The 13,858-nt window shown below is 61.3% G+C and carries 11 protein-coding genes and 1 tRNA gene; 7 read left to right on the forward strand and 5 right to left on the reverse strand.

Annotated elements, in window-relative coordinates:
* Positions 1-208: 208 nt before the first annotated feature.
* The 7 genes from AB0I14_RS13630 to AB0I14_RS13660 all read left to right on the forward strand — a co-directional run bounded on the left by AB0I14_RS13630 (position 209) and on the right by AB0I14_RS13660 (position 6,923).
* On the forward strand, positions 209-1,252 hold the full coding sequence (locus AB0I14_RS13630) for a hypothetical protein (RefSeq protein ID WP_358021722.1): 1,044 nt from the start codon (positions 209-211) through the stop codon (positions 1,250-1,252).
* A 148-nt stretch (positions 1,253-1,400) separates the two neighbouring features.
* Positions 1,401-2,261 (forward strand): sensor domain-containing protein, encoded by an 861-nt coding sequence (locus tag AB0I14_RS13635; RefSeq protein ID WP_358021725.1) that lies wholly within the window; start codon positions 1,401-1,403, stop codon positions 2,259-2,261.
* 105 nt (positions 2,262-2,366) lie between these two features.
* Complete coding sequence (locus tag AB0I14_RS13640; protein WP_358021728.1) at positions 2,367-2,699, forward strand: hypothetical protein; 333 nt, start codon at positions 2,367-2,369, stop codon at positions 2,697-2,699.
* 357 nt (positions 2,700-3,056) lie between these two features.
* The gene (locus AB0I14_RS13645) at positions 3,057-4,082 is read left to right on the forward strand and encodes a hypothetical protein (RefSeq protein ID WP_358021731.1); all 1,026 of its coding nucleotides are present in this window, start codon (positions 3,057-3,059) and stop codon (positions 4,080-4,082) included.
* Positions 4,083-4,317: 235 nt separating this feature from the next.
* Positions 4,318-4,647 (forward strand): WXG100 family type VII secretion target, encoded by a 330-nt coding sequence (locus AB0I14_RS13650; RefSeq protein WP_358021734.1) that lies wholly within the window; start codon positions 4,318-4,320, stop codon positions 4,645-4,647.
* On the forward strand, positions 4,648-5,844 hold the full coding sequence (locus tag AB0I14_RS13655; protein ID WP_358021737.1) for a glycoside hydrolase family 19 protein: 1,197 nt from the start codon (positions 4,648-4,650) through the stop codon (positions 5,842-5,844).
* Positions 5,841-6,923 (forward strand): hypothetical protein, encoded by a 1,083-nt coding sequence (locus AB0I14_RS13660; RefSeq protein WP_358021740.1) that lies wholly within the window; start codon positions 5,841-5,843, stop codon positions 6,921-6,923. Before AB0I14_RS13655 ends, AB0I14_RS13660 begins: the two co-directional genes overlap by 4 nt.
* A 72-nt stretch (positions 6,924-6,995) precedes the next feature.
* Here the strand turns inward: AB0I14_RS13660 and AB0I14_RS13665 are convergent, their stop codons facing one another.
* From AB0I14_RS13665 to AB0I14_RS13685, 5 genes are all read right to left on the reverse strand, one after another.
* The gene (locus tag AB0I14_RS13665) at positions 6,996-7,196 is read right to left on the reverse strand and encodes a DUF3644 domain-containing protein (RefSeq protein WP_358021742.1); all 201 of its coding nucleotides are present in this window, start codon (positions 7,194-7,196) and stop codon (positions 6,996-6,998) included.
* Positions 7,197-7,257: 61 nt separating this feature from the next.
* Complete coding sequence (locus tag AB0I14_RS13670; protein ID WP_358021745.1) at positions 7,258-10,674, reverse strand: DEAD/DEAH box helicase family protein; 3,417 nt, start codon at positions 10,672-10,674, stop codon at positions 7,258-7,260.
* A 9-nt stretch (positions 10,675-10,683) separates the two neighbouring features.
* Complete coding sequence (locus AB0I14_RS13675) at positions 10,684-11,841, reverse strand: restriction endonuclease subunit S (RefSeq protein WP_358021748.1); 1,158 nt, start codon at positions 11,839-11,841, stop codon at positions 10,684-10,686.
* Positions 11,838-13,292 carry a class I SAM-dependent DNA methyltransferase gene (locus tag AB0I14_RS13680; protein ID WP_358021751.1) on the reverse strand — a complete coding sequence of 485 codons (1,455 nt, stop codon included), beginning with the start codon at positions 13,290-13,292 and terminating at the stop codon, positions 11,838-11,840. Before AB0I14_RS13680 ends, AB0I14_RS13675 begins: the two co-directional genes overlap by 4 nt.
* A 263-nt stretch (positions 13,293-13,555) precedes the next feature.
* A tRNA-Leu gene (locus AB0I14_RS13685) sits at positions 13,556-13,638 on the reverse strand.
* Between the last annotated feature and the right edge of the window lie 220 nt (positions 13,639-13,858).

Genomic DNA, 13,858 nt, shown 5'->3' on the forward strand with positions numbered 1-13,858 from the left:
GGCTGTGAGGGCGGATGCCCAGTGGCGGTCCGTTGTGGGAGGAAGGCCCGACATGAGCTATCAGCCTGGACCGGGCGGTTCGCCGTGGAACCCGCCGCCGCCCTCGGGTTCTGCTGGTGGGTCGCCGCAGTGGCACGAGGGCACGCAACGTCCCGGTGGTGGAGCCCAACAGCCTTGGGGTGGGGCGCAGGCGCCGGAGCAGTGGGCGATGCCGCCGGGGCCGCAGTCGTTGCCTCCCTTCAACCTTCCTCCCGCGCCATCGCCGAAGTCGTGGGTGAAGTGGGTTGTGATCGCAGTGGTGGTGGTTGTGGTGCTGGCCGGGGCGATCGTGGCCATCGCGGTGTTGAAGGGCAAGGGGTCATCGCCTGGCGGTTCCGATACGGTGTCTGCGGCGCCCAGCGATGTCGCTAGTGCCGGGGACAAGAACCCGGCGACGATCGTGGTCGAGGACGTCAGCTGTGACGCGCAGACCCCGATCTTCAAGAATTTCTACGATGCGGTCAAGGCATCTGGCTTTGAGGACTTGGATCACAGTGTGCCGGCGTCGCTCTGGTCGCCGGAGGAGCGCCGCATTAACGATGAGGCCAAACGGGCTACCGCGGCGGCAATCGCCCAGATGGGCCCGTTGGCCAAGCTGACGCCTCACCGGGTGCGGCGTGAGCTTTACGATCAGACCATGGCCTACTGGCAAGCCTGGATCGACAAGATTCCGACGTATGTCGGGTCCGACGATGCGTATCGGGCAGCGGGCACCGAGGGCCAAAAGGCACTCGTGAGGATGTGCAACGCGATTCAGTACAAGTCGGCTCAGGCGCGATCGTTTCTGGCCGATCCGGCTATCGCACCCAAGGGCTTCGCTCCGGTTACTTCCAATGCACCGCAACCGTTTCTGGGCAGTGGATCCGATCAGTGCAGTGACTACAGCGCCGCCCTCGCCGCGTACTACGACGATCCGGTGGTCAAGGATTGGCAGAAGATCGACTACAAGCTTGATGCCAGCGGATGGGATTCGAACCAACGTCAGCTCAGTGATCAGGCGGCCGACATCCTCGTCGAGCTTGCCCACAAGCTTGCCGGCCTGGGCGGCGACAGCGGTAACCCGGTGATGGCTGATTTCACTGCATTGGGTGCCCAGTACATCACTGCCTACGCACATGCGATGTCGTCCTACACGTCTAACGACGACAGTCTGGTCGGTGCTGGCCTGAGCCTGATGCGTTCTGTCAACTTTGCCTGCAAGGCCGCGGGCTGAACCGATGCGCCGCTGCCGCTGGAATGAGTTGGTGTTGCACTAGTTGGCGGCGTCGCGTTGGTCTGGATTGGGCCAGTTGGAGGTCGGTGTTTGTGACGACGGGAACTTCTGTGTTGTGTTCGCCGATCGACCAGGGTGAGGCAGGGCGATGACGGGCCCGGGCCAGGGCCAGGGTTGGGGTGGTCACGGTTCGCAGCTGCCGCCTGGCGGTGGGCAAGCGGACCGATTCTCCGGGCCGGCGGGCGCCTCTGGCTGGCCGCCGGTGGGGGTTGGGCACGACAACGTTGCGGGCTATGGCTGGGCAGCGCAGCTGCCGCCGCGGCGTCGGGCTCGGGTCGGCGTGTGGTTGATGGCCGGCGGCGCCGTGGCCGTGGTGCTCGTAGCCGTCGCGGTGGTGTTGCTGCGTTCCGGTGGGAGCACTAGCTCAGCGATTGAGTCCAAGAAGCCGACAGCGTCGAGTATGGCGAGTTCGTCGGCGGCGCACCCTGCCTCGACGTCGCCGCAGACATCGGCACCGGTGGCTGACAAGCCGGTCAGTTTCGAAGCGGCGCGGCGGACGTTGCTCAGTCCCGCGGACATCTCTTCACTGATGGGTGTGGGTGAGCGGCGGAGCACGTGGGATTACCCCGTGCTCAGCTCCAGCTCCAGTGGGCCACCCATCTGTGGCGGGATCAACACACCGGGGCTGCGTGACACCTACGACGGGTCAGGGTTCTTGCAGACCCGCAACGAGGTGCTTTCGAACGACAAGAGCATCGTGATGCAGCAAGTGTCGACATTCAAAAGCTCAGCTGCTGCAAAAGAATTCGTCGCGGATCTGAACAACAAGTGGGGTCCGTGCGCGAGTACAACGATCACGTTGCAGGCCGAGACGTTGGAGTACTGGCGGGCGGGGGTGCCCAACATGGCCGATGGGGTGCTCACTGTTCCCATGCACGACGAGAACCGGACTGATTGGGGTTGCCAGCGTGCCCTCACGGCCCGCCAGAAGTGGTGGTCGATGTGCTGACCTGTGAGTTCGGAGGCAGCTCGAAGGGGGTAGTTCTGCTTCAGCGAACTGCCGATCGCGTACCTCGTGGGTGATAGCGAGGATTCGGGGAGGGACGATCACCACGTGGCGGTGCGACGTGTGGCGTGGTGGGTCGCTGACATCGCCGTGTGGATCAGCATCAGCTTTTCGGTCATGGCGCACCTGTGCCAACGGTTCGCCGACAGCCACCGGCGGGTGCGTGACGAATACGGTCGTCTCGAAATGCCCTCCATCGCAGACCCATTCGCCCTGCATGTCGGGCAAGGCTTCGGGTACGTCGGGCTCGGCTGGATCGGCGTCAGCGTCGTCTTGGCGATCATGTGCCGGGTTCGATACGGGATCGCCAAGGAGACAACCATCTACCTGGTGCTGCTGGCAGTCGCGGGCGTGGCCGTCGGATCGCTGCGCGCCCTCTGACAAACAACTGACGACGTTCCTTGAGAACAGGGCGTCAGCCGGGCCCCCCGGGTACAGCACCGTCGAGTAGCTCTCGGGGGTTGTGAGCGGGTCCGATGACTTCCTCGGCTCGTCTCCGCCTAGCTATCCTGGCTGCTGACTTGCCGAAATCCGCCACCGCCATTGCCACCTAGTGGCATCCACGAGACGGGAAACCAGATGTTGCGAGCCATCGTATGTGCGTCGGCGGTTGTGGTTATCGGCGTATCGCTGGCGGCTTGCGACACAAAGACCCTCACGTCCCAGACGCCGTCATCCACCGATGCTTCAACCGGCCCTACACGGCCCGACCAGTCAGGCGTCTTCTTTCCCGCGACGGTGGACACCTATGGGCTCAATCCGGCACAGGTCGACCGAGATCACCTCGCCGAACTGCACGCCCTCCGTCAGATCGACCCCTGTGGTTTCGTCGATCAACAAACCCTGGCCACCAGCGGCCATCCAGATTTCAGCTACACCTATACGGCCGTCCCGTCGATTGAATCCAGCGGGAACTCGCCGATTGCCCCACTCGGTGGCTACGGGTGCAACATCGCCTTACCGTCTGCGAAAGCTGTTCTCGCGCTTCAGGTTTTGCCGGGACAGCCGCGGTGGAACGACGCACAGTTCAGCCCCGACCCCGAACACCCAGGCGTCACGAGACAAGCCGCTGCCGCATGCACGCTTCGCGTCACACTTCCCCTGACCAGCCTGGCAGGCGCACCCCCGTCGATGCGCGACCCCATGCTCGAAATAGCGCCGGTGAACATTGCCGACAACACGCCGAACACCGAGGACAACTCGGCGTGCCCAGCGACCGAATCGGTCACCGAGGCGATCGCTGCACGTATCGAGCACACCGGTGTCCCGGTGCATTCTGCACAGACCGCGCCTGTCGCACGGTTTCTCTCCGGCGATCCGTGTCCGGCTGCAGCGGACCTACCCGCGACAGGCTTCATCTGGAAGGAACCCAACCCCACCGCTCAGTGGCCAACAACATGGCGGCACCCCGGGGTGTGCAATCTCCAATTGAACGAGACCGACAACGGCCCCGCGAGTGCCGTGGTCAAATACGGCCTCGTCAACTGGTCCGACGACATTCTCAAGATGCCCTGGGGTGAAGACCCCGGACGCGACGAGCAAGACGGCGTCGCATTGTTTGACTTCACTTCGTACCTGGCTCCCGGCTGTCTCGTTATCGCCAAGGCCAACCTTGATGTCGAGCCGGTCCAGATCGGAACTGGGGCGCCCGGTCTGGTGCCGTCCACCCCCGTAGTCACTGTGCGACTGAACGGACCCGTCGGCGGGAACTGTGCCGACACCGCCAAGCAAGTGGCACTGAACGCTCTCAAACGTGCGAGCTAAGAAGCCCTGCCGAACAGCGACCCGACGTGCGCCCGGTGGAGAGGACAGGGCCCGGACACTCTCGGTCGCTCACGATTTCTGATGCTGCGGTGTCGAGACCACGCTGGCGGCAACAAAGTCCAGTAGCGATGTGCGGGCTGCTGAACACCCGAGGCGATGGGGTAGTGAGCAAATGGCGGCGGAATGCTCGCAATGGAGGGCTTACGCTGACAGCAAGCTCGGGGGAGGAGCATCCATGTCAGAGTCATTGCGCGTAGACACGCATGTGCTGGCCGCGTCAGCCAAGGACACGATCGATCATGCACACGACGCCCACCAGGCGCTCAATACCCATGACAACGGCTTAGCTGAAGCTGGGTCCCGTTGGGTGGGTTCGTCGGCGTCCGCGCTGTCGGAGCTGACAGAACGGTGGCAGGCCCGTCATGTCACACACTTGGAACAGACCCGTTCATTGGGTGAGAACATGTCCAATGCTGCCCTCAACTATGTTGTGACAGACGATGATTCCAGCGAAGCTGTCACCCGTACGGCTTGTTCCATCTCGCCGGACCAGATGGGTTTGTGAGTGGCTCCGCTGACCGTTTCGACGATCTTGAATTGGGATCCGGCGGCGATCTACGACGTATTCCGGATCGCCAAGGACCGGGAGAACACGTTCGCCAATTTCGGTGCCAATCTGCAGCGGACCCAAAACACGGTCGCTGATTGGAGCGGCGAAGCCGGCGAAGCATTTCACGACGCGATGGGCCGGCGCCGGGCAGATATCGACGCCGACGGACACGAATCGGCACAGGTGGCAAAAGCCGTCGCACGTGCCGAACACGACGTCGAGAACGTCCGAAATCGGATGAAGACAGTGGTGAACTACTTACAACAGCGCCATATCGATGTCGCCGACGACGGCACTCTGAAGATCCAGCCCGGCTGGGAAAGCAATCCCGACGTGAAGAAGACCCTTGCCCAACAGGCGAAGACGGGCAACGGGTTGACAGTTGCCGAGATCATGACCGATGCCGACCGGGTCGATGAAGAACTCGCCTCCGCGATGCGCGCCGCGGTGGGTGATGAACAACTCGACGAAGACGGCAGGCCACTGCCCGATACCCAACCCGCGCCCTCGCAGCAACCTCTTGTCACTGCCGAGCAACTCAGCGAAATTTTCCCCACACTGCCGGCATCCGATACGGCGCGCTATGCAGGGCCACTTAGCGACGCGATGAGGGCAGCTGGGATGACGTCACCGGAGGCACGCGCAGCATTTCTGGCAACCTTCGCGGTGGAATCCGGCGAACTAAAGTTCTGGACAGAAAACCGCAGCGAGGAAGAGTGCACCAAGATGTACGGCCCCGAGTACGCCGGCGTCACCTTTCCCCCGAAGACATTAGACGGCGTCGACGGTCCGTACACGAACTCCTCTGGACAGCTCGGCAATACGCAACCAGGCGATGGGAACCGCTTTCGTGGACGTGGACCGATTCAACTCACCGGCCGTCACAATTACGAGGTTGCAGGACAGGCGCTGGGGATCGACCTTGTGAACAACCCCGACCTAGCTTCCAGCCCAGACGTCGGCTTCAAAGTCGCCACGTGGTACTGGAACAACCACCAAGCCATACTTCCGGACGGCAGCTCAGTGCCCCTCAACCAGGCGGCCGAGGCTGGAGATTTCAAGGCGGTCACACGAGCGGTCAATGGAGGTCTTACCGGATATCCGGATCGTCTCGAGTACTTCAATCACGCCGTGAAGGTGCTGAGTCGTTGAGCGGGCCAGCCCGTATCGCTCGCCTCGCGGCGCTGGCGATTGTCACGGCATCGTTGGCCAGTTGCGGACAAAATACTCACCCGGCCGAGCCGAACACCTCAGCGGCCAAAGGCGCCCCAAACACGGCCGCCCCATCGGTTTTCGCATTCACCACCGACAACGGACTCAGCCTCGTCCGAGACGGTGCCGTGATATCCACAGTCGCCACATCCAGCCCGCCACGGCATCCGGTGTTCACCGCCACTGGCGAGTATGTTGCCGCAACTGCCGACGACGGGACCATCCTGATCACAGGGCGCGACGCCGAATCGTCGCGGACCATCGCCGCCCACGCAACGCAGGTTTTTGCAGATCGTGGCGACACAATTGCCTGGTGGCAAGGCCCCAACCAACTGATCTCGCTAGACCTTTCGCAGCCGTCATCGGCTCCGACCTCCACAGTGATCGGTCTGCCAGGAGGCAATCCCGAGAACACCCGGCTGCTCAGCATGGCCGACGGGATCGCGGTCTTCGCTCGACCGGACGGTTCAGACGGGAGCGAGGAACTGATACGGATGGATCGCAACCAGACGTTCGAGAGTCTAGGGCCCTCGCCAGAGACCGCCCATCCCATTCAAATCACTGTGCCCAGCCCCGATGGACGAGAATTTGCTTATCAGAGTCCGATTCGGGCGGCATGCCCTAAAAGCGGTGTCGGCGTGATTGATACACAGACCGGCCAGTTTTCATCTCCAGCGCTTCCAAGCTCGATCGACAGCGTCGCCACCGCGTCGACCATGTGGTGGGATACAGATCGCGCACTCCATATCGCCCTTGCCACACGCCCCTGTGGCTCGGACGCCAGCAGCCGCAGCACCGTCACAACATGGAAGCTGGACCAAGACGAATGGATTCGTGCCGACCCAGCTGATGTACTCGCATCACGCGCACTTGCTGGCGGTCAGACAGCACTCGTCACCCCCACAAGCACCAAACCCCCGCGGGGCACTCTTTGGCTTGACACCGGCGCCACACGTGTCCAGGTCGCCGACGACGTCACCGACCTCGCGACACCAGCCGTGCCGATACCCAACGAGTAACCGACACCCTCGCCCGGGCCGTACCGCACCCGCCGACACGGCCACATCCGAGCCGACAACGCCGACCACACGTCAGCTGTATCGCTTGGTGCAATCTGAATCGCTTGGTGCAATCTGACGCCCGGGTCTGCCGCACGTCCAGGCGATGTGCATGTGGACGATGAAGCCCTCAAGCGCTCGTTCACGGCCAGGATCATTGAACAGGCTGACCGCCAGCAGCGCCTCCTGCTGTGACGCTCGCAGAAGGAGTTCCCACCGCTGAGGTCTCGCCATCGTGCACCATCCACTCCCATGCCGGCTGAATGATCCCAAAATTGAGAGTCATGTTTAAGTCCTACGCAGCGCCGTCTTTAGGAGCTGCGTTGTCCCGCACGGCATTCAGGATGGCCACAATATTGTCGACATCCGCCTGGCCGAACACGTCGTCGGGACCTGTAGGTGCGTGGTCGATGTATGGCGACTCGTAGAGCCGCACGGGTTCCATGAAGCCGTTGGCTGTCAGTTCGGTGACAATGAGGTTCACGAAGCGGATCTGGTCGGCATTGAATCGAGTGCCGTCCAGGTACACGCCGAAGGCTTCGGCGGCGGCCTCGCGGTCCAGCCCGACCAGCGACCGCACGAACAACCCCAGGCCATGCGACTGCTCCTTGGCGAGCTCGATATCGGCTTGCTCTCCCGTACCGCTCTCGATGAGCATCTGCTCCAACGAAGCGAGGTCGTCGGGGGTCAAGGGTTTATTTCGTCGTAACCTCTGCAGCGCAACGTGATCCTGGTGCTGTCTGAGATAGGCGCGGGCCTTGGCCTGAAAGCGTTCCCAATTGGTGCCGGGCGTGATCCCTGGGAGATCAACGAGGGTGGCTTCGCTGAGTTCGTCGGCGAAGTCGGTATAGACCTGATTCCGCTTAACCTTCTCCAGGAACCGGAGCAAACCGCGTAACTTGCGCCGCACGGATTCGAGCATCGGCAGAGTGACGTCGACCCACCACTCCTCCCCCCCCACCTCTTCGAGAAGCACCTCTTGTGCCTTCACCGACGGGATCGCTGTCTGGCTCAGCAGGCCGGTCGCGATGTTCTGGATCTGTTCGCGTAGCCGTTCAGCCGCGACAGCGTCGCCTTCAAGTTGGGCTAGTTGTCGGCGTAGAACGAGCATGTCGAAACGCTTGGCGTCCTCGTCATCGTCCTTGTGGGCTGATGGCAGTCCGGCGAGGTGTTCGGCTACATCGCCGGCGATGTCCAGCGTCAACGATGTCCACGCCGGCCATTGCGAGTATTGCTCGACTAACCTGCGGTGGGGTCGCACCAGAAAGTTGTCCAGGTTCATTCCCGTGACGGCCCGATGGAGCGACCATGCAACATCGACCCGCAATCCTCGTTCGGTTTCGGTGCCCTGCCCCTCTTCGGGTTCTGGCTCCGAGGGCGGCCACGCGTGGTCGATCGCGGTGATCAGCCCGAGGCGCGTTTCGAACAGCCGCTGGTTCAATGACTTCTGAAACGAGCCTTCCGATCCGGGCAGGTCCTGGCTGAAGAACTCGAGGTTGCCGCAGAAGTCGAAGACGTAGAAGTTCTGCTTGTCCTTGCCGGGGCCGAAGAGGTCGGGACGCAGACGGGTACCGCGGCCGATCATCTGCCAGAATTTCGTCTTGGACCGGACTAGCTTGAAGAAGACGAGGTTGACGACGTCGGGAACGTCGATACCGGTGTCGAGCATGTCGACCGAGATAGCGATGTGCGGAGCCTTATCGGTCACGGAGAAGTCGTCGATTAACGACTGGGCATACGCAGTGCTGTGGGTGATCACGCGGGCGAATGTTCCGGCGTACTGCGGATACTGGATGTCGAAGCGTCGCGCAATGAACTCGGCGTGCGCCTGGTTCTTGGCGAAGATGATGGTCTTGCCGAGCCGATCACCTTCGGCGACACGGTGGCCCTTACTCATCAGCTCGGCGAGTACCTTGTCGACGGTATCCTCGTTAAACAGGAACCGGTTGATCTCGTCAGCGCCTACCTCATCGGGCGGATCAACGTCCTCGCCCCAATCGAGAGCATCCCAGTCGTCCTTCTCCTCGTCGGTCAGATCGGTGTAGCGGATCCCTTGGCGCAGGAACTTGGTGCCGACGGAGATCCCGACCGCGGGGACCAGGAAGCCTTCTTTAACGGCATCATCCAGGCTGTAGGCATCCGTGGGTACGCCGTCTTCGAGGTGGAACAGTCGGTAAGTGTTGTGGTCAACTTCGTCCTTCGGCGTGGCGGTCAACCCGACCAGCAGCGAGTCGAACCACTCGAAGATGGCCCGGTACTTCTGGTAGATAGACCGGTGGGCTTCGTCGATTATGACGAGATCGAAGTAGCCGGGCCCGAATTTCCTAATCCCCGAATCAGTGTCGTTGATGAGGTTCATCATCGTCGGATATGTGCTCACGTAGACCCGGCCGTCGGTGATCTTCTCGGTCACCAGGTTCACGGTGGTGGCATCGGGCAGGTGTGCCTTGAACGCGTTGGCGGCTTGCGTGACCAGAGCGGTGCGGTCTGCGAGGAAGAGGACCCGTTTGACCCAGTTGGCTTCCATCAGCTGCTTCACCAGCGCGATGACGGTGCGGGTCTTCCCCGATCCGGTGGCCATCACTAGTAGGGCTTCGCGTTCCTTGGCGGTGAACGCGTCGTCGATCGCGCGGATCGCACGGTGTTGATAGTGCCGTTCTACGATGGCCGAGTCGATGGGCATGTCTGTCAACGGCTTGCGGGTGTCGCGGCGCTGGATTAGGAGCTCCAGCTCGTCCCGGGTGTAGAAACCCTGGATTTCCCGCGGAGGGTAGCCGCCGGTGTCATCCCAGATCCAGTGCTCGAAACCGTTGGTGTAGAAGATGACCGGCCGACGCCCTGTCATCTTCTCCAGGCAGTCCGCGTACAGCTTGGCCTGCTGCTGGCCGACCTGCGGGCTTTTGGTCGTCCGTTTTGCCTCCACGATCCCCAACGGGAGACCGTCTGCACCCCACAAGACGTAGTCGACGAACCCCTTGCCGTCGTCATTGGGCATGCCGGTGACCGGGTACTCGCGGTCCTTGGTGTCTGTCAGGGGCCAGCCTGCTTCGGCGAGCATGACGTCGATGAACCGGTCTCGGGTGTCGGCCTCGTTGTAGTCCCGGTCGTCGGTCTGCTGGTTGGTGGCTTGGATCTGCTTGACCGCCTCGCGCAAGGCCGCGATCTCGGCGTCCTTCTGCGCGGCCAGCTCGTCCTTCTCCGCCAGCGCCTTGGCATGGGCTTCGTCCTGAGCGGCGAACTTCGCGGCGAGTTGGGCGACTTCTTGCCGCGTCAGCGGCGCGGCTTTGGCGGCGATCCTCGGGTCGAAGGCGGCCTTCATCGGAACTGCTTGCGGCTGAGTCGAATACCGGAATGCCGCCCACAGCATGACGTGGTGTAGTTCGCGAAGCGCATCCAACGCCACCCGTGGCGGGATCGGCTGAGCCTCGTGGACAGCGGTGTTGCCAAGCTTGCGAATCAGATTCAGCTTGGTCGCGATCCCGACGCCAACCTTCGATTTGAAAGGCGCGTCGTTGATCTTGGCGGCCAGATCATTCTTGTACGGAGTGTGCAGCGCCAGAACGTCGTACAGATAGTCGACCAGAATCTCAACAGTGCGTCGGCTATAGAAACACGCTGAGCGTGGATCGCTAAGGGCGTAGCTCTCCGCGCGTGCACAGTCGGCATGCATATCCGGCCAGGCGACGGCTTGCAAGAAGGCGAAGTTCGACACGCTAACTACCTACAGCTGACTGGCGAACGCGCGTGATTGGAGGGAGGCGAAGAGTTCATCCAGAGAGGCTGCTTTAGACACTGCCGTTCGTTGCAGCGAACGAATTTCATTGATACCGGTGCTGTAGCGTTCCTGCTCGCTCTGCGATGGAACGTATATCGGCGTGCCCCGAAGCTGGGACATGTTGATGGAAGCTATGCCTGTGGTCTGCTTCGCGGACCGCAAGAAATAGCTCTTGGCGGGGTTACTCGCCAAGTATGCTGACAGATAGTCTGGACGCAGCTGATCGTCCCGCATACGCACTCGGAAGATGTGATTCTGGTGGAGGCACAGAGGCAGTTCCTCCCGCCATACGGTGCCACGGCCGAGCTTATCGGGATCCCCACCTTCGGTAAGTACGATGTCGCCCGCGGCGAGGGCATACCGTTCAATCTCCCGGTCTGTAGCCTCAATTTCCTTCACCTGTCCGAGATTGAGATGTCCCGCCTGAACATTCGCAACTGCCAGATACGGGGTCAATCTTGTCGGCTCGGCAGTCTTGCGGCCCTTCGTGATACCAGATGCGATATCAGCGACCTCGCCGAGCGTCGTCGTTGGATTGCGAAGTTCGGTGCCAAACGCCGAGTTGAAAACGGCTTCGGCTAGGTTCTCGAACTGTGCTACCACTTCATTACGCATTTCTCGTAATGCATCTGCACGATCAAGAATTTCGGCGATACGTCGCTGCTCACCGAGCGGCGGAAGGTCAAACGGGAATCGCAGAAGTTGGACACGATTCAGCTTGGGTATGTTTGCCCGACTCGACAGGTTTGTCGCATAATTAACGAATAGAGGACTTCGCAAGAGATGCTGAAGGAACGCGGCGCTAGTTTTCATTGAATCAACTTCTAACGCATACATATCCGCGCTACAAAGTCCCTCGAAGTTGACAAGCGCCACCTTGTTCAGGTTCGGGCGGATCTTCGAGTAGAGAACGTCGCCCGCCTCGAACCGATACTTCCCACTCTGGACGCCGGACTCCCCGATTGTCTTGTAGGGGAACAACCGGCCCGTGCCGCGCTCAATCGTGTCTGGCGCAATATGCGGAAGTACTGAGTACTTGTCCTCTCTCGGGTCAACCAGTGACGAGCGCACCGCAACCACGTCACCTAATACCACCGACTTCACGACAGCATCGCCTTCAAGTCCGCAAGCCCCGAAGTGATTTCACCTTCGAGCTTTTCGATCTCGGCGATGATCTCCAGCGGCGGCCGGGGCTCGAGATCGTCGTGAACGACTTCCTTGAACCGGTTCAGCGACAGGTCGTACCCCTGCGCAACGATATCGTCCTTCGATACGCAGAAGGACTGGTCGGTGCGTGCCCGCTCAAGCTCAGCGCCGGTTCGCTCGCGCCAGCGAGACAACGCGTCTGGGAGATCATTGGCTTCGACCGGGTTCCGCTTGTCATCGAGCGAGAACCCGTCGGCGGCGACGTCGTAAAACCACACGTGGTCGGTACCGCCGGAGTTGGTCTTTGTGAACAGCAAGATCGCCGTCGATACGCCCGCGTATGGTTTGAACACGCCGGGCGGTAGCTTCACGACTCCGTCAAGCTTCTGGTCCTCGACCAGCATTCGCCGAAGATCCTTGTGCGCCTTCGAGGACCCGAACAAAACTCCGTCGGGGACGATCACAGCAGCTCGACCGCCCGGCTTTAACAGCTTGAGGAACAGCGCCACGAACAACAGTTCGGTCTTCTTAGTTTTGACCACCCGCTGCAAGTCCTTCGACGTCGACTCGTGGTCGAGCGACCCCGCGAAGGGTGGATTCGCGAGGATCAGCGTGTACCTTTCCGCGTCCTCGGAAGCGCCCTCAGACAATGAGTCCCGGTAGCGGATGTCCGGCGATTCGATGCCGTGCATGAGCATATTCATGCTGGCTATCCGCAGCATGGTGTTGTCGAAGTCATAGCCGTGGAACATGCTGGAGTGAAAGTGTTTTCGCTGTACGGCATCGGTCAGCACGCCAGGATGCTGTTCGCGGATGTACTCGGACGCCGCCACGAGAAAGCCCGCGGTGCCGGAAGCGGGGTCGCAGATCTCGTCTGTTGGTTGTGGCGCCATGATTTCGACCATCAACTTGATGATGTGGCGAGGCGTGCGGAATTGACCGTTGACGCCGGCGCTCGCGATCTTGGACAACAGGTACTCGTAGAGATCGCCGTTGGTGTCGCGGTCGTTCATCGGAATCTCGTCGAGCAGATCAACCACCCTTGAAAGCAGTTGCGGCGTCGGGATGGTGAACCGGGCATCTTTCATGTGCTCGCCATAGGTTGAGCCGTCGCCGCCAAGGGTCCGCAGGAACGGGAACACGTTCTCCCCGACCGTCGCAAACATGACGGCCGGCTCCTGGTTCTTGAACCGCGACCACCGGAGCTCTTGTTGGTCTAAACCGAAACGGAGCTCACCGGCTGCCCCGAGTCGAGCTTTGCGCTCCTCCAGAGTCTCTAGGTCATCGAGGCGTCGAATGAACAACAAGTAGGTGATCTGCTCAATGACCTCCAGTGGGTTGGAGATGCCGCCGGACCAGAACGCGTCCCAGACCCGGTCGACCTTGCTCTTCAACTCACCGGTGATCACGGCGGAGGCCCCCTCAATTCATCGTCCCGAACTGAACGGAACTGTATATAGGACCGAGCCGACAAGTGGCGCACAACGCTGAGGATCGACTTGGCGCATCGGGACGTCTCCGTAAAAAGCACCATCCAGACGGGACTTGGAACTCGATATCCCGCAGCCCAGGCGCCGGGAGGTTCACTCCAGCACTGCCCACCAAACACAAAGGTCACGAACCATTTCTGGTTCGTGACCTTTGCGTCGGCAGTTCGTAGAACCGCTCTCTGTGGGCGAAGGGGGACTTGAACCCCCACGTCCCGAAGGACACTGGCACCTGAAGCCAGCGCGTCTGCCATTCCGCCACTCGCCCGAATGACCGAGGCAGCGTAACACTGCGAGCGCGCCGTTCCCAAACCGCCCGATCAGCGGGCCGATCGGGCGGCCATCAGGCTGTCAGAGAATCCTTAACCTCATCTAGATCAGGTCACTGACCTGCATCGATCGGATTCTCAGAGTTCTGTTGGTCCCGCATTACGGCACTAGGCCGATACCATGCTTGTGAGCAGTGTGGCCAGAGCGACACGCGGTAG

It is taken from the genome of Mycobacterium sp. NPDC050441, assembly GCF_040655355.1.
GTDB lineage: Bacteria > Actinomycetota > Actinomycetes > Mycobacteriales > Mycobacteriaceae > Mycobacterium.

What these genes read in the sequence shown, in the direction of transcription:
- AB0I14_RS13665 (WP_358021742.1), bottom strand. Translation starts at nt 7,196, where the DNA reads ATGGCGAGACCTCAGCGGTGGGAACTCCTTCTGCGAGCGTCACAGCAG.
- AB0I14_RS13630 (WP_358021722.1), top strand. Translation starts at nt 209, where the DNA reads ATGCCGCCGGGGCCGCAGTCGTTGCCTCCCTTCAACCTTCCTCCCGCG.
- AB0I14_RS13635 (WP_358021725.1), top strand. Translation starts at nt 1,401, where the DNA reads ATGACGGGCCCGGGCCAGGGCCAGGGTTGGGGTGGTCACGGTTCGCAG.
- AB0I14_RS13650 (WP_358021734.1), top strand. Translation starts at nt 4,318, where the DNA reads ATGTCAGAGTCATTGCGCGTAGACACGCATGTGCTGGCCGCGTCAGCC.